Origin of the sequence: Kitasatospora sp. NPDC052896 (genome assembly GCF_044547075.1) — a bacterium.
Classification (GTDB): Bacteria; Actinomycetota; Actinomycetes; order Streptomycetales; family Streptomycetaceae; genus Kitasatospora.
Map to the genome: position 1 here is coordinate 1 of NZ_JBITZU010000018.1, position 22,002 is coordinate 22,002.

Annotated in this window: 2 protein-coding genes; both read right to left on the reverse strand. The window is 76.6% G+C overall.

The window, feature by feature from the left end:
• Positions 1-7,298, reverse strand: a 7,298-nt coding sequence (locus ACIGXM_RS27345) for an SDR family NAD(P)-dependent oxidoreductase (RefSeq protein WP_396565343.1), incomplete at its 3' end; no start/stop codon positions are given.
• On the reverse strand, positions 7,295-22,000 hold the full coding sequence (locus tag ACIGXM_RS27350; protein WP_396565345.1) for a type I polyketide synthase: 14,706 nt from the start codon (positions 21,998-22,000) through the stop codon (positions 7,295-7,297). The genes ACIGXM_RS27350 and ACIGXM_RS27345, both read right to left, overlap by 4 nt.
• Between the last annotated feature and the right edge of the window lie 2 nt (positions 22,001-22,002).

The following is a 22,002-nucleotide window of genomic DNA, read 5'->3' on the forward strand; positions in this document are numbered from 1 at the left end:
ATGAGTTGTTGGGTTTGGTCGGGGGGGAGGTTGATGTTGGTCATGCCGCCGTGGCCGGTGAGGGTGGTGAGGGCTTGGCTGCGGAGGGCGGTGATGCGGGCGCCGTCTTCGAGGGTGAGTGCGCCGGCTACGACGGCGGCGGCGATTTCGCCTTGGGAGTGGCCGAGGACGGCGTCGGGGTGGATGCCGTGGTGTTGCCAGAGGGTGGCGAGGGAGACCATGATCGCCCAGAGTGCGGGTTGGATGATGTCGACGCGGTTGAGTGGTGTGTGGTCGCGTAGGAGTTGGGTGAGGTGCCAGTCGACGTGGGGTGCGAGGGCTTGTTCGCATTCGGTCATGCGCTGTGCGAACGCGGGTTGGGTGTCGAGGAGTTCGGCGGCCATGCCGGGCCATTGGGAGCCCTGGCCGGGGAAGACGAAGACGGTACGCCCAGGAGTCTCCCGGCTGCCCCGGACCAGCTGCGGGTGCGGGAGGTCGCCGGCCAAGTGGGCCAGCGCGTCGCGGATCTGGTCACGGTTCCCGATGGCGACGGCGCGGTGGTCGAAGGTGGCGCGGCCGGTCGCGAGGGTGTGGGCGATGTCCGGAGAGGGCCGGCTCGCCGTCCGGAGTCCGGCAGCGTAGGAGCGGAGGGCCTCCGGGGTGCGCGCGGAGAGGATCCACGGCAGCACCGCCCCCGGGTCCTCCACACCCTCCGGCGCGGGCTCCTCGGCCGGTGCCTGCTCCAGCACCACGTGCGCGTTGGTCCCGCTCACGCCGAACGACGAGACGCCCGCCCGGCGCGGCCGGCCGTCGGTCTCCCAGGGCCGCGCCTCGGTCAGCAGCTCGACCGCGCCGGCCGACCAGTCCACCTGTGGCGTCGGCTCGTCCACGTGCAGGGTCTTCGGCAGCACCCCGTTCCGCATGGCCAGCACCATCTTGATCACCCCGCCGACCCCGGCGGCCGCCGAGGTGTGGCCGAGGTTGGATTTCAACGAGCCCAGCCACAAGGGGCGTTCGCGGTCCTGGCCGTAGGTGGCGAGCAGCGCCTGGGCTTCGATCGGGTCGCCGAGCCGGGTGCCGGTGCCGTGCCCCTCCACCGCGTCCACGTCGGCCGCCCGTAGGCCGGCGTCGGCCAACGCGGCCCGGATCACCCGCTGTTGGGACGGCCCGTTCGGTGCGGTGAGCCCGTTGCTGGCGCCGTCCTGGTTGACCGCCGTACCCCGGACCACCGCGAGCACGGGGTGCCCGTTGCGCCGGGCGTCGCTCAGCCGCTCCAGCAGCAGGACGCCCGCGCCCTCGCCGAAGCCCGTCCCGTCCGCCGCCGCCGCGTACGGCTTGCAGCGCCCGTCCGGGGCGAGCCCGCCCTGCCGGCTGAACTCGACGAACAGCTCAGGGCTGCACATCACCGTCACCCCGCCGGCCAGCGCGAGGTCGCACTCCCCGTGCCGCAGCGCCCGCGCGGCCAGGTGCAGCGCGACCAGCGAGGAGGAGCAGGCGGTGTCCACGGTCACCGCCGGGCCCTCGAGGCCGAAGACGTACGCGAGCCGGCCGGAGACGATACTGCCCGAGTTGCCGGTGCCGAGGAAGCCCTCGACCTCCTCCGGGATGTACGGCAGCAGCCGGGCCGCGTAGTCCTGCTGCATCAGGCCGACGAAGACACCGGCCGCCGCGCCGCGCAGGGTGGTCGGGTCGATCCCGGCCCGCTCGAACGCCTCCCAGGTGATCTCCAGTAACAGCCGCTGCTGCGGGTCCATCGCCACCGCCTCGCGCGGCGAGATGCCGAAGAACTCCGCGTCGAACCCGCCGACCCCGGCCAGGAAGCCGCCCTCCCGGGCGTACGAGGTGCCGCGGTGCTCCGGGTCCGGGTGGTAGAGCGCGTCCAGGTCCCAGCCGCGGTCCGCCGGGAACGGTGCGATGCCCTCGGCGCCGTCGGCGACCAGTCGCCACAACTCCTCCGGGGTCCGCACCCCGCCGGGGAAACGGCAGCCCATCGAGACCACCACCACCGGGTCGTCCGCGCCGGCCCGCCTCACCGACCGGGCGGCGATCGGTGCGGCCTGACCGCCGAACAGCTCGGCCCGCAGGTGCCGGGCCAGCGCGGCCGGCGACGGGTGGTCGAAGACCAGGGTGGCGGGCAGCCGCAGGCCGGTCGCGGCGGTCAGCCGGTTCCGCAGTTCGACCGCGGCCAGCGAGTCGAAGCCCAGGTCACGGAAGGCCCGTCCGGCGTCGACCGCCTCCGGCGAGGCGTGGCCGAGCACGGCCGCCACCTGCGCCCGGATCAGCGCCAGCAGCGCGGGTTCGCGCTCCGCCTCGGGCAGCGCGCCCAACTCGCCGGCGGGCGCGGCCTCGGCGACCGCCCGGGCCGCCGTCCGCCGGACGACCGGGCCGCCCACCAACGAGCGCAGCAGCGCGGGGACCGGCCGGCCGTCGCCCCCGGCGCGCAGGGCCGCCAGGTCCAGCCGGATCGGCACCAGCGCCGGCAGGTCCACGGTGAGTGCCGCGTCCAGCAGCGCCAGCCCCTGCGCGGTGGAGAGCGCGGGCAGCCCGGAGCGGGCCAGCCGCCGCTCGCCGGCCTCGTCCACCCGGCTGGTCAGCGCGCTGCGCTGCTCCCAGAGCGTCCAGGCCAGCGACTGGCCGGCCAGACCGCCCGCTCGCCGGTGCTGGGCGAGGGCGTCCAACACGGCGTTGGCCGCCGCGTAGTTGGCCTGTCCGGGGCCGCCGAAGACGCCGGCCGCCGAGGAGAACAGCACGAACGCGGCCAGCGGAAGGTCGGCGGTCAGCGCGTGCAGGTGCAGCGCCGCCTCGGCCTTGGGCGCCAGCACGGTGTCCAGCCGGTCCGGGGTCAGCGCGCTGACCACGCCGTCGTCCAGCGCGCCGGCCGCGTGCACCACGGCGGTGAGCGGACGGTCCTCGGGCACCCGTGCCAGCAGCTCGGCCAGCGCCGGGCGGTCGGCGACGTCGCAGGCCGTCACGGTGGCGGTGGCGCCCAACTCGGCTAGCTCCGCGACGATTTCGGCGGCGCCGGCGGCTCGCGGGCCCTGCCGGCTCACCAGCAGCAGGTGGCGCACGCCGTGCGCCCGGGCCAGGTGGCGGGCGACCTCGGAGCCGAGCAGGCCGGTGCCGCCGGTGATCAGGACGGTGCCGTCCGGGTCCAGCGCGGTCGGGGTCGGGTCCGCCGTGATCGGGACCCGGGCCAGCCGGGGCGCGAGCAGCGTCGCACCGCGCACCGCGAGCTGCTCCTCGGCGGCGGGCCCGGTGAACGCGGCCACCGCCGCCGAGAGCGACTCGCTCGCGTGGCCCGGAAGATCGAGCAGGCCGAACCGGCCCGGGTGCTCGGCCATGGCCGAGCGGACCAGGCCCCAGACGCCGCTGTGCGCGAGATCCGGCACGTCCTCGGTCGGTCCGGTGGCCACCGCGCCGTCGGTGACGAAGACCAGGCGCGAGCCGGCGAACCGCTCCTCCGCCAGCCACCGTCGCACCAGTTGGAGCGCCCGGTGGGTGGCCTCGCGCACGCTCGCCGAGCGGTCGCCGACCGGCACCAGCACCAGCGGCGGCGGCTCGGTGAGCGCCGACAGGTCCGCCCCGCCCGGCTCGAGCAGCACCCAACTCGTGTCATCAGAAAGGGAATTGGCCGGAAGTGCGGACCACTCGACCCGGCACAGCGACTCGTGCCGGCGCTCCACGGCCGGTACCCACGCCGAGGCCTCCGGCACCGGCCGCAGTACCAGCGACTCCACGGTGGCGACCGGCCGCCCGGTCGGGTCGGTCGCCGCCAGCGCCAGCGCGCCCTCGCCCACCGGGGTCAGTCGCAGCCGCAGCGCGGTCGCGCCCGAGGCGTGCAGGGTCACCCCGGTCCAGCTGAACGGCATCCGGCCCGCGGCCTCCGGTCCCAGACCGGTGGCGTGCAGGGCCGCGTCCAGCAGTGCCGGGTGCAGCCCGTACCGGCCCGCCTCGGCCCGCTGCTCCGGCGTCAACTCGGCCTGGGCGAACAGCTCCGCGCCGCGCTGCCAGGCGGCCGTCAGCCCCTGGAACGCTGGGCCGTAGCCGAACCCGGCCGCCGCGAACCGCTCGTACAGCCCGTCGAGGTCGAACGGGACCGCGCCGGCCGGCGGCCACTCGGCCGACTCCTCGCCCGCCGCCGCGCCGTCGCCGAGCAGCCCGTCCGCGTGCCGCACCCAGACCTCGGTGTCCTCGGCGCGCGAGTGCAGTGAGATCGGCCGCTCGCCGTGCTCGTCCGGCGCGCCGACGGTCAGCCGCAGCAACACGCCGCCCCGCTCGGGCAGCGGCAGCGGCGCGCCGAGCGTGAACTCCCGCACCACCGGGCAGCCGACCTGGTCACCGGCCCGAACCGCCAGCTCCAGGAAGGCCGTTCCGGGCAGCAGCGCGGTGCCCCGCACGGCGTGGTCGGCCAGCCAGGGGTGGGTGCGCAGCGAGAGCCGGCCGGTGAACACCACGCCGTCCCGGTCGGCGAGCGTGACCATGGCGCCCAGCAGCGGGTGCTCCGCCGTCTCCAGGCCCGCCGCCGCCAGGTCGCCCGGCGCCGCCGAACCGTCCTGCAACCAGTAGTCCTGGCGCTGGAAGGCGTAGGTCGGCAGCTCGGCCGGCAGCGCCGGACGGCCCGTGAAGACCGCGTCCCAGTCGATCGGCACTCCGCGCAGCCAGAGTTCGCCGAGCGAGCCCAGCAGCCGGGCCGGGCCGCCCTCGCCGCGGCGCAGCGTGCCGACCGCACAGGCGTCCGCGCCGGCCGCCTCCGCCGTCTCCTGGAGCGCGGGGAGCAGCACGGGGTGCGGGCTGGCCTCCAGGAAGACCTGGTAACCGTCGGCCAGCAGGGCCGCGGTGGCCCGCTCGAACTCCACGGCCCGGCGCAGGTTCCGGTACCAGTACCCGGCGTCCAGTTCGGTGGTGTCCAACAAGCCACCGGTGACCGCCGAGTAGAACGGCACGCTCGCCGGCCGCGGCGTGATCCCGGCCAGCTCGCGCAGCAACTCCCCTTCGATCGCGGCGACCTGTGGACCGTGCGAGGCGTAGTCGACCGGCACCGAGCGCGCTCGCTCGCCCGCCGCCGTCAGCTCGGCCAGCAGCTCGGCCAGCGCCGCCGGCTCGCCGGAGACCACCACCGAGGCCGGCCCGTTCACCGCCGCCAGCGCCAGCCGCTCGCCCCACGGCTCGATCCGGGCCCGGACCCGCTCGGCCGGCAGTGAGACCGACAGCATCCCGCCGCGGCCGGCCAGCGCCCGCAGCGCTCGGGAGCGCAGCGCCACCACCTTGGCGCCGTCCGCCAGCGAGAGCGCGCCGGCCACCACGGCGGCGGCGATCTCGCCCTGGCTGTGGCCCACCACGGCATCCGGCGCGACCCCGTACGAGGCCCACACCGCGGCCAGCGAGACCAGCACCGCGAAGAGCAGCGGCTGTACCTCGTCCACCCGCTCGACCGGCTCGCCGGAGCGCAGCAGTTCCAGCGGCGAGCGGTCCAGGTAGGGCGCCAGGGCGTCCGCGCAGGCGGCCATCCGATCGGCGAACACCGGTTCGCGGTCCAGCAGTTCGAGTGCCATGCCGGTCCACTGCGAGCCCTGCCCCGGGAACACCATGGCCACCGCGCCGCCCGCGCCGGCCCGCCCGCGCAGCAGGCCCGGCGCCTCCCGGTCGGCGGCCAGCGCCGCCAGCCGCGCCAGCAGGCCCGCGCGGTCCCCGGCGACCAGCACCGCCCGGTGCTCCAGCGCGGCCCGGGTGGTCGCCAGCGCGTGGCCGACCGCCGCCGGCGCCGGTCCAGGACGCTCGGCCAGGTGCGCGTGCAGCCGCTCGGCCTGGGCACGCAGGGCCGCGGGGGTGTGGCCGGACAGCACCCAGGGCAGCGGGCCACCGGCCCGGGCCGCCGGCGCGGGCTCCGACCCGGGCTCCGACCCGGCGGTCTCCACCGGTTGCGGGGCCTGTTCCAGCACCACGTGCCCGTTGGTCCCGCTCACCCCGAACGAGGAGACCGCCGCCCGCCGCGGTCGTCCGGTCTCCGGCCAGGCCCGAGCCTCGGTCACCAGCTCCACGGCGCCCGCCGCCCAGTCCACCTGCGCGGTGCGCGGCTCGGCGTGCAGGGTGGGCGGGACGACGCCGTGCCGCATCGCCAGCACCATCTTGATCACGCCGCCGACGCCCGCGGCGGCCTGGGTGTGCCCGATGTTCGACTTCAACGAGCCGAGCAGCAGCGGGTGTTCACGATCCTGGCCGTAGGTGGCGAGCAGTGCCTGGGCCTCGATCGGGTCGCCCAGCGGGGTGCCGGTGCCGTGCGCCTCGACCACGTCCACGTCGCCGGGGGCCAACCGGGCGGCGGCCAGCGCCTGGCGGATCACCCGCTGCTGGGCCGGGCCGTTGGGCGCGGTCAGCCGGCTGCTGGCACCGTCCTGGTTGACCGCCGTGCCGCGCACCACCGCGAGCACGGGGTGCCCGTGGCGTCGCGCGTCGCTCAGCCTCTCCAGCAGCAGCAGGCCGACGCCCTCGCCCCAGCCGGTGCCGTCGGCGCGCGCCGAGAAGGACTTGCAGCGGCCGTCGGCGGCCAGCCCGCCCTGCCGGCTCATCTCGACGAACGGCACCGGCGTCGACATCACCATCGCGCCGCCGGCCAGCGCCAACGTGCACTCGCCGGCCCGCAGCGCCTGGGCGGCCAGGTGGATGGCGACCAGGGACGAGGAGCAGGCGGTGTCCACGCTCAGCGCCGGCCCCTCCAGGCCGAAGGTGTACGCCATCCGGCCGGAGGCGACACTGTCCGAGCTGCCGCTTCCCAGGTAGCCGGCCACGTCCTCCGGGACCCGGCGCAGCCGCACCGCGTAGTCCTGGTACATCACGCCGGCGAAGACCCCGGTCCGACTGCCGCGCAGGGTGGTCGGGTCGATGCCGGCCCGCTCGAACGCCTCCCAGCCGGTCTCCAGCAGCAGCCGCTGCTGCGGGTCCATGGCCAGCGCCTCGCGCGGCGAGATCCCGAAGAACGTCGGGTCGAAGCCGCCGACGTCGGCCAGGAAGCCGCCCTGGTCGGCATAGCTGGTGTCGGGCCGGCTGCGGCTCTCGTCGACCAGCGCGGCCAGGTCCCAGCCGCGGTCGGCCGGGAACGGGGTGATGGCGTCCGTCCCGCCGGCCACCAGCTCCCAGAGCTCCTCGGGCGAGCCGACGCCGCCGGGGTAGCGGCAGCTCATCGCGACGATGGCGATCGGCTCGTGGTCCTTCGCCTCGACCTCCCGCAACCGCTGGCGGGTGCGGTGCAGGTCGGTCGCGACGCGCTTGAGGTAGTCCCGCAGCTTGTCGTCGTTCACCGTGTGCGGCCTGTCGTCATTCACCGGTGGTCGTCACCTTCGTCAGCAGGGGCCGGGGACAAGCCCAGTTCGTGGTCGATGAAGTCGAAGAGGTCGTCGTCGCCGGCGCCGGCCATCCGCTCGGTCAGGTCGTCGTCCGGCCCGGGATCCGGCTCCGGACCCAGTCGGCCGAGCAGCGTGCGGAGCCGGGCGGCCAGCTCGGGGTGCGGCCGGTCACCGGCCAGGGCCAGCTCCAGCCGTTCCAGTTCGGCCAGCCCGGCGACCACCGGCTCGGCGGCCTCCGGCACCAGCCGCTCGCCGAGGTGGCCGGCGATCGCGGCGGCGGTCGGGTGGTCGAAGAGCAGGGTGGCCGGCAGCCGCAGGCCGGTGGCCGCGCGCAGCCGGTTGCGCAGCTCGACGGCGGTCAGCGAGTCGAAGCCGAGCTCCAGCAGGCCGCGGTCGGTCGGGACCGGCTCCCGCGTCGGGAAGCCCAGGATCAGTCCGACCTGTGAGCGGACCAGCTCCAGCAGCACCCGGGCGCGCTGCGGTTCGGCCAGGCCGGCCAGCCGGCCGAGCAACGCCCGCGGCCCGTCGCCGCCGGCCTCGCCGGTCGCCGCCACCGCACGCCGGGCCGGTGCCCGGACCAGGCCGCGCAGCAGGGCGGGGACGCCGCCGGTACCGGCCTGCGCGGCGATCGCCCGGGTGTCCAGCCGGACCGGCAGCACCATCGCGCGGTCCACGCCGTGCGCGGCGTCGAACAGGGCCAGCCCCTCCTCGGGGGCGAAGGCGACGATCCCGCCCCGGGCGATCCGGCGCAGGTCGGCCTCGTCCAGTCCGCCGGTCATCCCGCCGCTGTTCGCCCACAGACCCCAGGCCAGCGAGCTCGCGGTCAGGCCCTGCGCCCGGCGCCGGTGCGCCAGCGCGTCCAGGAAGGCGTTGGCCGCCGCGTAGTTGCCCTGGCCCATCCCGCCGAAGACCCCGGCCAGCGAGGAGAACAGCAGGAAGGCGGAGAGCTTGCGGCCCTCGGTCAGCTCGTGCAGGTGCACGGCCGCGTCGACCTTGGGCCGCAGCGCGGTGTCCAGCTGCTCGGGGGTCAGCTCCGCGACCAGGCCGTCGGCCAGCACACCGGCCGCGTGCACCACCGCGGTCAGCGGGTGCGCGGCCGGCACCTCGTCGAGCAGCGCCGCCAGCGCCGCCCGGTCGGCCGCGTCGCAGGCGGCCACCCGGACCTCGGCGCCCAGCGCCCGCAGCTCGGCGCGCAACTCCCCGGCGCCTTCGGCCGCCGGGCCGCCGCGGCTGGTCAGCACCAGGTGCCGGACACCGTGCTCGACCACCAGGTGACGGGCGACCAGCGCGCCGATCGCGCCGGTGCCGCCGGTGATCAGCACCGTGCCCTCGGCGTCCCAGCGCGGCGTCGGCTCGTCCTCCGTGCGCGGCACCCGGGTCAGCCGGGGCAGGTACGCCCGGCCCTCGCGCAGCGCGAGCTGCGGCTCGCCGCTCGCCAGCGCCGCGCCCAGTGCCGCGCCCAGTGCCGCCCGGGAGGAGGGCAGGTCGTCCAGGTCCAGCAGGACGAACCGGCCCGGGTTCTCGGTCTGGGCCGAGCGCAGCAGGCCCCAGACGGCGGCCTGCGCCAGGTCGGGGACGTCGTCGTCCGGGTGGACCGGGACGGCTCCGGCGGTGACCAGGGCCAGCGTGGAGCCGGCCAGCCGGTCCCCCGCCAGCCAGTCCCGGACCAGTCGCAGGGCCTGTGCGGTGGTCGCCCGGACCGAGTCCGCCAGCGCCCCGGGCCGCTCCGGCGCGCAGCCGGCCAGCACCAGGGACGGCACCGGTCCGCCCGCCGCCAGCAGGTCGGCCACCCGGCCGCCGGCCGGCAGCTCGGCCCAGCCGGCGGCTGCGGCTGCCGACGGCCAGGTCTGGGGCGTCCACTCGACCCGGTACAGCTCCTCGTGGTGCGCGGCGCGCGCCGGCCCGACCTGCTCGGGGGAGACCGGGCGCAGCACCAGCGAGTCGGCCGAGGCCACCGGTCGCCCGCTGGCGTCCGCCACCAGGACGGCCACCGAGTCGCGCCCGGTCGGTGTCAGCCGCAGTCGCACGGCCGGCGCGCCCTGGGCGTGCAGCGTGACGCCGGTCCAGGAGAACGGCAGCCAGCCCTGGCTGTTCCCGCCTGCGGGGGCCTCGGGGCCGGTGCCCGGCAGCACGTCGAAGACCAGCGCGTGCAGCGCGCTGTCCAGCAGCGCGGGGTGCAGCCCGTAGCGGGCCGCCTCGGCGTGCAGGCCGTCCGGCAGCGCCGCCTCGGCGAACACCTGCTCGCCGAGCCGCCAGGCCGCGGTCAGACCCTGGAACGCCGGGCCGTAGCCGAAGCCGCCCGCCGCGAACCGCTCGTACAGTCCGTCCACCGGGAGCGGGACGGCGCCCGCCGGCGGCCACGCCGCCAGGTCGTCCGGCTCGGCCGGCACGACGGTGGCCAGCAGACCGCTCGCGTGCCGGGTCCACGGTTGGTCCGGGGTGTCCTCCGGCCGGGCGTAGACGGTCAGGGCCCGGGTGCCGGACGGCTCCGGCGCGCCCAGCACCAGCTGCAGCACCGTGCCGCCGGTCGCCGGCAGCACCAGCGGCGCCTCCAGGGTCAGCTCCTCGACCTGTCCGCAGCCCACCTGGTCGGCGGCCCGCACGGCCAGCTCCAGGAAGCCGGTGGCCGGGAACAGCACGCCGTCGTAGACCCGGTGGTCGGCCAGCCAGGGCTGGGCCTGGCAGGAGAGCCGACTGGTGAACAACAGGCCCTCGCCGTCGGCCAGTTCGACGGCAGCGCTGAGCAGTGGGTGGTCCACCGGCAGCAGCCCGGCGGACGGCAGGTCGGCCTCGGCGGTGGTGGCCTCCAGCCAGTAGCGGCGGCGCTGGAAGGCATAGGTGGGCAGTGCGGTGGCCGCCGCCGGGGCGGGGGTGAAGCGGCGGGTCCAGTCCACCGCGGCGCCGTGGACGTGCAGTTGGGCGAGCGCGGCGGTCAGCGCGGTCTCCTCCGGCTGGTCGCGGCGGAGCAGCGGCACCAGCAGGGCCGGCGCCTCGCCCAGGCAGTCCTGGCCGAGCCCGGTCAGCGCGCCGTCCGGGCCGAGTTCGACGTACCTGGTCACCCCGGCCGCCTCCAGGCAGGCCATCCCGGCCCGGAACTCGACCGTGCCGCGGACCTGGTCCACCCAGTGGTCGGGGGAGGCGAGCTGTTCGTCGCCGGCGAGGGCGCCGGTCCGGTTGGCGACCAGCGGGATCCGTGCCGGGTGGAACGTCAACTGGCCTGCCAGCAATCGGTATTCGTCCAGCATGCCGTCCATGTGCGGGGAGTGGAAGGCGTGGCTGACCCGCAGCCGGCGGGCCCGCCGCCCGTGCGACTCCCAGTGTGCGGCGATCTCGGCGACCGCCGCCGCGTCGCCCGAAACCACGCTGGCGTCCGGGCCGTTGACCGCCGCGAGGGCGACCTCACCGGCCCGCTCCGCCAGCACCGGGGCCAGCTCCTCGGCCGACACGGTCAGCGCGACCATCGCGCCGCCACCCGGCATCGCCTGCATCAGCCGGCCACGGGCCACCACCAGCGCCGCCGCGTCGGGCAGTGACAGCACCCCGGCGACGTGCGCGGCGGTCAGCTCGCCGATCGAGTGGCCGAGCAGGTAGTCGGGAGTGATGCCCCAGTGGGCGGCCAGTTCGAAGAGCGCGGTGCCGAGCGCGAACAGGGCCGGCTGGGTGTACTCGGTGCGCTCCAGCAGCTCGGGGTCGGCGATCGCCTCGTGCAGTGGACGGTCCAGCAGCGGGTCCAGTGCGGCGCAGACCCGGTCGAAGGCGTCCGCGAAGACCGCGTGGGTCCGGTACAACTCCATCCCCATGCCGGGGCGTTGGCTGCCCTGGCCGGGGAGCAGGAAGGCGGTCCGGCCGAGCGGTGGCAGCTCGGCGGCGCCACGCACCAGTCCGGAGTGTTCCTGGCCCGCCGCCAGCGCGCCGAGCGCCGCCGTCCGCTCGGCGCGGTCCGCGCCGAGCAGCACCGCACGGTGCTCGAAGGTCGCCCGGGCGGTGGCCAACGCGGCGCCCGGGTCGTGCTCGGGCTCGCCGTTCAGGTGCTCCAGCAGCCGGCCGGCCTGCGCGCGCAGCGCCTCGGGAGTGCGGGCCGACAGCAGCCACGGGCCCTCGGCGGCCGGCGCCGGCGGCTCGGCGGGGACGTGCTCCAGCACGGTGTGCGCGTTGGTGCCGCTGACTCCGAAGGAGGAGACCCCGGCCCGACGCGGGTGGTCGGTGCTCGGCCAGTCGGTGTTCTCGGTGAGCAGCCGCACCGTGCCGGCACTCCAGTCGATCTCCGGCGAGGGCCGGTCCACGTGCAGGATCCTCGGCAGCACGCCGTACCGCATGGCCTGCACCATCTTGATCACGCTCGCCACGCCGGCGGCGGCCTGGGTGTGCCCGATGTTGGACTTCAACGAGCCCAGCCACAAGGGGTGTTCACGGTCCTGGCCGTAGGTGGCGAGTAGCGCGCCGGCCTCGATCGGGTCGCCCAGCCGGGTGCCGGTGCCGTGCGCCTCCACCGCGTCCACCTCGGCCGCGCGCAGCCCGGCGTTGGCCAGCGCCTGGCGGATCACCCGCTGTTGCGAGGGCCCGTTGGGCGCGGTGAGCCCGTTGCTGGCACCGTCCTGGTTGACCGCCGAGCCGCGGATCAGGGCGAGCACGGGGTGCCCGTTGCGGCGGGCGTCGCTCAGCCGCTCCAGCAGCAGCAGGCCGGCGCCCTCGGCCCAGGCGGTGCCGTCGGCGGCCGCGGCGAACGGCTTGCACCGGCCGTCCGGCGCGAGCCCGCGCTGGCGGCTGAACTCGACGAAGGCGTCCGGGCCGGCCATCACCGTCACGCCGCCGGCCAGCGCCAGCGTGCACTCGCCGGCCCGCAGCGCCTGGGCGGCCAGGTGGATGGCGACCAGCGCGGAGGAGCAGGCGGTGTCCACGGTGACCGCCGGCCCCTCGAGCCCGAAGGTGTAGGCGATCCGCCCGGAGGCCACGCTGCCGGCGCTGCCGATCCCGAGGTAGCCCTCGAACTCCTCGGAGGGCCGGCCCAGCCGCGAGCCGTAGTCCCGGTAGCTGGAGCCGACGAAGACGCCGCCCCGGCCGCCCCTGAGCGAGGACGGGTCGATCCCGGCCCGCTCGAACGTCTCCCAGGCCACCTCCAGCAACAGCCGCTGCTGCGGGTCGACGGAGACCGCCTCGCGCGGCGAGATGCCGAAGAAGGCCGGGTCGAACTCGCCCGCGTCGTACAGGAATCCGCCCTCGCGGGCGTACGTGGTGCCGACCCGGTCGGCGTCCGGGTCGTAGAGGCCGTCCAGGTCCCAGCCGCGGTCGGTGGGGAAGCCGGCGACCGCGTCGGTGCCCGACAGCACCAGCCGCCACAGGTCCTCGGGGCCGCGCACCCCGCCGGGGAAGCGGCAGCCCATCGCGACGATCGCGATCGGGTCGTCGGCCGGAGCCGGGGTCGCGCTCTCCTCGATCTGGGTCAACTCCGCTGTTACTCCGGGGAGTTGGGTGAGCAGGTGATCGGTGAGCGAGGCGGTGGTCGGGTAGTCGAAGACCAGGGTCACCGAGAGCCGCAGCCCGGTCGCACCGGCCAGCCGGTTGCGCAGCTCGACCGCGGTCAGCGAGTCGAAGCCGAGGTCCTTGAACACCCGCTCGGGCTCGATCGTCGCCGGGTCCGGGTGGCCCAGCACGGCGGCGACCTCGGTGCGGATCAGCGCGGTCAGCGCCGCCCGCCGCTCGGGGCCGGCCAGTCGGGCCAGCCGGGTGGCCGGGGTGTCGTCCTCGGCCGTCGCCGCGGGCACCCCGGCCTGGGGCAGGTCCCTCAGCACGGCGCTGGGCCGCAGCGCGGTGAACGAGCGGACGAACCGCTCCCAGGCGAAGTCGGCGACCACCACCCGGGCGTCGTCGTGGTCCAGCACCTGCTGGAGCGCGACCAGTGCCGCCCCGGGGGCCATCGCGGGCAGGCCGTTGCGGACCAGCCGCTCGCCCACCGCGCCGCCGGCCAGGCTCTCCCCGCCCCACAGACCCCAGGCCACCGAGGTGGCCGGCAGTCCGGCCGCGCGGCGCTGCTCGGCGAGCGCGTCCAGGAAGGCGTTGGCCGCCGCGTAGCTGCCCTGGCCGGTGCCGCCCAGGGTGCCGGCCAGCGAGGAGAAGAGCACGAACGCCGACAGGTCCGACTCCCGGGTCAGTGCGTCGAGGTGCAGCGCCGCGTCCACCTTCGGCCGCAGCACGCCCGCCGCCCGCTCCGGGGTCAGCGCGTCCAGCACGCCGTCGTCCAGTACGCCGGCCGCGTGCACCACCGCGCGCAGCGGGTACCCGGCCGGGATGCCGTCCAGCAGCGCCGCGAGCGCCGCCCGGTCGGCCACGTCGCAGGCCGCCACGGTCGCGGTCGCGCCCAACTCGGCCAGCTCCGCGACCAGTTCGGCGGCCCCCGGGGCGGCCGGACCCTGCCGGCCGGTGAGCAGCAGCCGGCGGGCGCCGTTGCCGGCCAGCCAGCGGGCGACGTGCCCACCCAGCGCACCGGTGCCACCGGTGACCAGCACCGTGCCGTCGGCCGGCGGGGTCCAGGCCCGGGCCGGGCCGCCCGCGCCGGTGCCGGCCGAGGCCAGCCGGCGCCCGAAGAGACCGGCGGGGCGCACCGCCACCTGGTCCTCGCCGTCACCGCTCGCCAGCACCCCGGCCAGCCGGGCACGGGCCCGCGCGTCCAGCCGGGCCGGCAGGTCGACCAGCCCGGCCCAGCGCTGCGGGTACTCCACGCCCGCCACCCCGCCCAGCCCCCAGGCCAGTGCCTGCAGCGGCCCGGTCAGCGGATCCGAGCGGCCCACCGACACCGCGCCGCTGGTCGCGCACCACAGCGGCGCCGCCGACCCGGCGTCCCCCAGCGCCTGGAGCAGCGCCACCAGCGCGACCAGTCCGGCCGGCAGCGCCGAGCCCGCCGCGTACGGCCGCTCGTCCAGGGCCAGCAGCGAGAGCACGCCATCGGGCCGCAGCTCGCTCAGCCGGTTGGCCGACTCGGCGCGGTCGGCCGCCGCGATCTCCAACACACTGGCCTCGGCGCCGTGTTCACCCAGCGCCAGCAGGCAGTCGGCGACCAGCGGATGCTCCGCCAGCCCGGCCGGGACGGCGATCAGCCAGGTGCCGGTCGGCCGACCGGTCGGCGCGCCGGCCAGCGGCCGCCACTCCACCCGGTAGCGCCAGCCGTCCACCGCGGCCCGGTCCCGGCTCCGCCCGAGCCGGTCGGAGAGTGCCGGCAGCACGGCCGCCAGGGCCGAGCGGGTCGCGTCGTCCTCGATCCGCAGCGCCTCGGCCAGCCCGGCCGGGTCCTGGCGTTCCACCGCGCCCCAGAAGTCCCCGTCCAGCGGTGTCGACCCGGCCCGCTCCGGCGCGGCCGGGACCAGCCAGTAGTGCTGGCGCTGGAAGGGGTAGGTGGGCAGGTCGGTGCGGCGGGGTTCCAGGCCGGCGAAGAGTGCCGTGCGGTCCACCGGCACGCCCAGCACGTGCAGTTCCGCCAGCGAGGTGAGGAACCGCTCCCGGCCGCCCTCGCCCCGGCGCAGCGTGCCGACCACCGCGCCGCCCCCGCCGGCCGTCTCCACGGCCTCCTGCAGCCACACCGTCAACGCCGGATGGGTGCTGGTCTCGACGAACACGTCATGGCCGTCGGCCAGCAGCGCGCGGACGGCGCGGCCGAACTCCACCGGCCGGCGCAGGTTCCGGTACCAGTACCCGGCGTCCAGCAGCTCGCCGTCCAGCGGCCCACCGGTGACCGTCGAGTAGAAGGCGAGCTCGCCGCGCCGGGGCCGGACGTCCGCCAGGACGGTCAGCAACTCCCGCTCGATCCGCTCCACCTGGGCCGAGTGACCGGCGAAGTCCACGCCCGGGATGGGCCAGTTGAGCACGCCGTCCGCCGACAGAGCGCCGGCCAGCTCGGCCAGCGCGGCAGGATCGCCGGAGAGCGCCACCGAGGTCGGTCCGTTGACCGCCGCCACCCCGATCCGGTCGCCGAAGTCGGCCAGGTAGCCGGTCAGTCGCTCGACCGCCAGCGGGACGAAGAGCATCGCGCCCCGGCCGGCCAGCGCTCGCAGCGCCCGGCTGCGCAGCGCCACCACCTTGGCGCCGTCGGCCAGCGAGAGCGCGCCGGCCACCACGGCGGCGGCGATCTCGCCCTGGCTGTGGCCCACCACGGCGTCCGGCTCGACCCCGTACGAGCGCCAGAGCGCGGCCAGCGACACCATCACCGCGAAGAGCACCGGCTGCACCACGTCGACCCGCTCCAACGGGTCGTCCGAGTGCAGCACTTCGAGCAGCGACCAGTCCACGTACGGCGCCAGCGCCCGCTCGCAGTCGGCCATCCGCGCGGCGAACACGGGCTCGCCGTCGAGCAGGTGGAGTGCCATGCCGACCCACTGCGAGCCCTGGCCGGGGAAGACGAACACCGTCCGGCCGCGCTGCCCGGCCACCCCGCTGGCCAGGCCGGCCCCGGTCCGGCCGGCGACCAACTCGTCCAGGCCACGCCGGAACTCGGCCGGCTCGGAGCCGACCACGGCCGCGCGGTGCTCGAAGGCGGTCCGGGTGGTGGCCAACGACCAGGCCACGTCCAGCGGGTCGCAGTCCCGCTCCGCCAGCGCCCGCAACCGCTCGGCCTGGGCCCGCAGGGCGTCCGCGCTGCGTCCCGAGAGCAGCCAGGGCACCGCCCGCCGGGTGGCCGCGCACTCGGCGGCGCAAGGCGCCTCGGCGAGCCGGTCGGCGGGCGGCTGCTCCACGATGACGTGCGCGTTGGTGCCGCTCAGCCCGAACGAGGAGACGCCGGCCCGGCGCGGCCGGCCCCTGTTCGGCCAGGCCCGGGCCTCGGCCAGCAGCTCGACCGCGCCGGCCGTCCAGTCGACGTGTGGCGAGGGCTCGTCCAGGTGGAGCGAGCGCGGCAGCACGCCGTGCCGCATCGCCAGCACCATCTTCATGATCCCGGCGACCCCGGCGGCGGCCTGGGTGTGGCCGATGTTGGATTTCAACGAGCCCAACCACAAGGGGTGTTCACGGTCCTGGCCGTAGGTGGCCAGCAGCGCGTCCGCCTCGATCGGGTCGCCGAGCCGGGTGCCGGTGCCGTGCGCCTCCACCGCGTCGACCTCGGCGCCGGTCAGGCCGGCGTCGGCCAGCGCCTGCCGGATCACCTCCCGCTGCGCCAGACCGCTCGGCGCGGTCAGCCCGTTGCTGGCGCCGTCCTGGTTGACCGCCGAGCCGCGCAGCACCGCCAGCACCGGGTGCCCGTTGCGCCGGGCGTCGCTCAGCCGCTCCAGCACCAGCAGCCCGACACCCTCGGCCAGCCCGAAGCCGTCCGCCGCCGCGGCGAAGGACTTGCAGCGGCCGTCGGCGGCCAGGCCGCGCTGGCGGCTGAAGCCGGTCAGCGACAGCGGGGTGCCGATCACGGCGGCCCCGCCGGCCAGCGCCAGCGCGCACTCGCCGGCCCGCAGCGCCCGGGCCGCCAGGTGCACCGCGACCAGCGAGGAGGAGCAGGCGGTGTCCACCGTCACGGCCGGTCCGCGCAGGCCCAGGGTGTAGGCGACCCGCCCGGTCAGCACGCTGGTGGACACGCCCGCGACGAACAGGCCCTCCAGCTCGTCCGGGACCAGGTCCATGCTGCCGCCGTACCCCTGGTAGGCGGCGCCGGCGAACACCCCGACCCGGCTGCCGTGCAGCGTCGTCGGGTCGATCCCGGCCCGTTCGATCGCCTCCCAGGAGGCCTCCAGCAGCAGTCGCTGCTGCGGGTCCATGGCCAGCGCCTCGCGCGGCGAGATCCCGAAGAACGCCGGATCGAACTCGCCGGCACCCCGCACGAACCCGCCGGCGGTGCTGTAGCTGGTGCCGGGGTGGTCCGGGTCCGCGTCGAAGAGGGCGGCCAGGTCCCAGCCGCGGTCCGCCGGCAGCTCGCCGATCGCGTCCAGCTCCCCGGTCAGCGCCTGCCACAGCCGCTCGGGGGAGTCGATGCCACCGGGGTAGCGGCAGCTCATCGAGACGATCACGATCGGGTCCCGGTCCGGCCCGGCGGTGGCCGCCGGCGGCGGGGCGGCCGGCGCGTCGGCGGTGGTGCCGAACAGCTGGGCCGCCAGGTGCCGGCCCAGCGCCCCCGCCGTCGGGTGGTCGAAGACCACGGTCACCGGCAGTCGCAGCCCGGTCGCCGCGTTCAGCCGGTTGCGGGTCTCCACGGCGGTCAGCGAGTCGAAGCCCAGGTCGCGGAAGGCCCGCGCGGCGTCCACCGCCGAGGCCTCGTCATGGCCCAGCACGGCCGCGGCCACCCCGCGCACCAGCTCGGTCAGCTCGCGGTCCCGCTCGGCCGCCGGCCGCCCGGCCAGCCGTTCGCGCAGCTCGGCGGCCGTCCCGCCGGCCCGGTCCGCGGCCGGCGCGTCGGCCAGCGCGGCCCGCACCTCCGCCAGCTCGCCGATCAGCGGGCTGGGGCGCGCCGAGGTGAAGACCGGCGCGAACCGGCTCCAGTCCACATCGGCGACGATCGGCACCACCTCGTCGCCGTCCAACACCTGCTGGAGGGCGGTCACCGCGAGTGCGGGCGGCATGAAGACGACGCCCTGTGCCCGCAGTTGTTCCTCGACCAGCTGGGCGGCCATTCCCGCGCCGCCCTCCGGGCTCCAGATCCCCCACACCACCGAGGTGGCGACCAGGCCGCGGGCCCGGCGCCGCTCGGCCAGCGCGTCCAGGTAGGCGTTGGAGGCGGCGTAGGCGCCGTGCACCGCGCTGCCCCAGACCGAGGAGATCGAGGAGAAGAGCACGAAGGCGTCCAACTCGGCGTCCTGGAAGAGCTCGTCCAGGTTGGCCGCGCCGCCCACCTTCGCGTACAGGGTGTCCGCGAACTCGGCGAGGTCGGTGTCGGCCAGCGGCACCAGCAGGCCGGCGCCGGCCGCGTGCAGCACCGAACGGATCTCGCTCCCCTCGGCCCGGAGCCGCGCCACCAGCGAGCCGAGCGCCGCCCGGTCGGCCACGTCGCAGGCGGCCAGGGTCACCCGGCAGCCGAGCGCGGTCAGCTCCTCGGCCAGCGCGGCGGCGCCGGGCGCGTCCGGCCCGGCCCGGCCGACCAGCACCAGGTGCTCGGCGCCGGAACGGGCCAGCCAGCGGGCGATCTGGGTGCCCACCCCGCCGGTGCCGCCGGTGATCAGCACCGTGCCACGCGGCGTCCAGGTCCGCCCGGCCGCGGTCCGGGGGGAGGCCGAACGGACCAACCGGCGGCCGTGACCGCCGCCCGGGCGGATCGCCACCTGGTCCTCGTCGCCCGCTCCGGCCAGCTGCCGGGCCAGCAGGTCGGCACCCGGCCCGTCGAGTTCGGCGGGCAGGTCCAGCAGGCCACCCCAGCCGCGCGGGTACTCCAGTGCCGCGACCCGGCCCAGGCCCCAGCTCAACTGCTGCTCCGGGCACGGTGGTTCGTCCTGCGGCCCGACCGCGACCGCGCCGCTGGTCGCCCACCAGAGCGGCGCCCGCACCGCCAGGTCGCCCAGCGCCTGCACCAGTGCCAGGTTCAGGGCCAGCCCGACCGGCACCACCGGGTGCGCCGGGTGCGGTCGCTCGTCCAGCGCCAGCAGCGACAGCACCCCGTCGACGGGCGCGGCCAGCGGGCCGGCCAACCGCCCGGTCAGCACCGCGCGGTCCGCGTCCGGCTCGGTCAGTTCGACGGTGCGCAGCTCGGTGTCGGCCAGCGCCCGTTGGCAGGCCGCCACCAGCGGGTGGTCGGCCGAACCGGCCGGCACCAGCAGCAGCCAGCGCCCGGCCGGCCGAGCGCCGCCCGGCTCCGGAGCGAGCCGCCGCCAGGTCACCCGGTAGCGCCAGGAGTCCAGGGTCTCCTGCTCGCGGCTCCTCGCGTGCCAGCCGGCCAGCGCCGGCAGCACCGCGCTGAGCGGCTCCTCGGGTCCGACTCCCAGCGTGGCGGTCAGCTCCGCCAGGTCGCCCTCGCGCACCGCCGACCAGAACCGCTCGCCGGCCGGATCGGCCGCCGCCGGCGCGCCGGCCGCCGTCAGCCAGTACCGCCGCCGCTGGAAGGCGTAGGTGGGCAGCTCCACCGGGTGCCCGGTTCGCTCGCCCGCGCCGAGGACCGCCGGCCAGTGCGGCGAGCGGCCCGCCACGTGGGCCTCGGCCAGAGCCAGCAGGAAGCGCTCCGGGCCGCCCTCGGCGCGGCGCAGGGTACCGAGCGCGGTAGCCTCGAACTCCCCGTCCTCCGCGGTCTGTTGCACGCCGAAGGTGAGCACGGGGTGCGGGCTGGCCTCCACGAAGTACCGGTAGCCATCGGCCAGCAGCGCCCGGGTGACCGGCTCGAACCGCACGGTCCGGCGCAGGTTGCGGTACCAGTAGTCGGCGTCCAGCTCCTCGCCGGTCAGCCGGTGGCCGTCCACCGTGGAGAAGAACGGCACCCGCGCCACCGTCGGTACCAGGCCGGCCAGTTCGGTGAGCAGCTGCTCGCGGATCTCCTCGACCTGCGCCGAGTGCGAGGCGTAGTCGACCGGGATCCGGCGGGCCTCCGGCTGTTCGGCGAGCAGCTCCTCGATCGCGGTGCTCGCGCCGGAGAGCACCACGGCGGACGGGCCGTTGACCGCCGCGATCGACAGGCTCTCGCCCCACGGCTCGATCAACTGCCGGACGCTTTCCAGTGGTTGGCCGATCGAGACCATCCCGCCGGCGCCCTCCAGGCGGCGCAGGGCGCGGCTGCGCAGCGCGACCACCCGGGCGCCGTCCTCGAGGGTGAGCGCGCCGGCCACCACGGCGGCGGCGATCTCGCCCTGCGAGTGCCCGAGCACCGCGTCGGGCAGCACGCCGTGGGACTCCCAGAGCGCGGCCAGCGAGACCATCACCGCCCACAGTGCCGGCTGCACGATGTCGACCCGCTCCAACGGGTCGCCACCGCGCAGCAGTTCGGCCAGTGACCAGTCCACGTGCGGGGCGAGCGCCCGCTCGCAGGCAGCCATTCGCTCGGCGAAGACCGGTGCGGCGTCCATGAGTTCGACGGCCATCCCGGACCACTGCGAGCCCTGGCCCGGGAAGACGAAGGCGGTCTTCCCGGCCGGGCCGGCGGTGCCGCGCACCAGGCCGGGCGCGGGCTCGTCGCGGGCCAGCGCGTCGAGCCCGGCGGCGAAGTCGGCCCGGTCGGCGGCGACGAGTGCCGCGCGGTGCTCGAAGGCCGTCCGGGTGGTGGCCAGGGCGCGGCCGATCCCGGCCGGATCGTACTCGGGCGCGTCGGCCAGGAACGCCGCCAGCCGGGCCGCCTGGGCTCGCAGTGCCCGCGGGTCCCGGCCGGACAGCACCCACGGCAGCGGACCGGCCACCGGCTCGACCGGTTCCGGCTCCCCGTCCGCCGGCGCCTGTTCGACGATCGCGTGCGCGTTGGTGCCGCCCACTCCGAAGCCGGAGATCCCGGCCCGGCGCGGCCGGTCGACCGCCGGCCACGGCCGGGCCGAGGTCAGCAGCTCGACCGCACCCGCCGACCAGTCCACGAACGGCGTCGGCTGGTCCACGTGCAGGGTCTTCGGCAGCACTCCGTGCCGGATCGCCTGGACCATCTTGATCACCCCGCCCACCCCGGCCGCCGCCGAGCTGTGGCCGAGGTTGGACTTGAGCGAGCCCAGCCAGAGCGGCCGGTCCGCCGGCCGGTGCCGGCCGTAGCCGGCCAGCAGGGCCTGCGCCTCGATCGGGTCGCCGAGTCGGGTGCCGGTGCCGTGCGCCTCCACGGCGTCCACCTCGGCGGCCGACAGCCGGGCGTCCGCCAGCGCGTCGGTGATCACCCGTTGCTGGGAGGGGCCGTTGGGTGCGGTGAGCCCGTTGCTGGCGCCGTCCTGGTTGACCGCGGTGCCCCGGATGACGGCCAGCACCCGGTGGCCGTTGGCCCGGGCGTCGCCCAGCCGCTCCAGCAGCAGCACGCCGACCCCCTCCGACCAGCCGGTGCCGTCGGCGGCGCCGGCGAACGCCTTGCACCGGCCGTCGGCGGAGAGCGCTCGCTGGCGGCTGAACGTGACGAACGCGTCCGGCACGGCCAACACCGACACGCCGCCCGCCAGCGCCAGCCCGCACTCGCCCGAGCGGAGCGAGCGGACCGCGAGGTGCAGTGCGACCAGGGAGGAGGAGCAGGCGGTGTCCACGGTGACGGCCGGCCCCTCCAGGCCCAGTGTGTACGACACCCGCCCGGAGACCACGCTGCCAGCCGTGCCGGTGTCCAACAGTCCTTCCACCTCGGCGAGTTGCCGGGATCCCGAGCCGTATCCGTTGGCGATCGCGCCGACGAAGACGCCGGTCCGGCTGCCGCGCAAGGTGGTCGGGTCCAGACCGGCCCGCTCCACGGTCTCCCAGCAGGTCTCCAGCAGCAGTCGCTGCTGCGGGTCCATGGCCAGCGCCTCACGCGGACTGATCCCGAAGAACCCGGCGTCGAACTCGCCCGCCTGGTAAAGGAATCCGCCGCTTCGGGTGTACGAGGTGCCGGTGTGGTCCGGGTCCGGGTGGTACAGCCCCTCGACGTCCCAGCCGCGGTCGTCCGGCCAGTCGGCGATCGCGTCGCCGCCCCGCTCGACCAGCTCCCACAGCCGCTCCGGCGAGTCCACCCCGCCCGGGTAGCGGCAGCCCATCGCGACGATCGCGATCGGCTCGTGCCGGGCGTCCTCGGCGGCCCGCAGCTCGCGCCGGGCCTCGCCGAGGTCGGCGGTGGCCCGCCTGAGGTAGTCGAGAAGCTTCTCGTTGTCCCGCATCA

Excerpts from the sequence above, each read along its gene's own strand:
- ACIGXM_RS27350 (WP_396565345.1), bottom strand. The coding sequence starts at position 22,000 with ATGCGGGACAACGAGAAGCTTCTCGACTACCTCAGGCGGGCCACCGCC.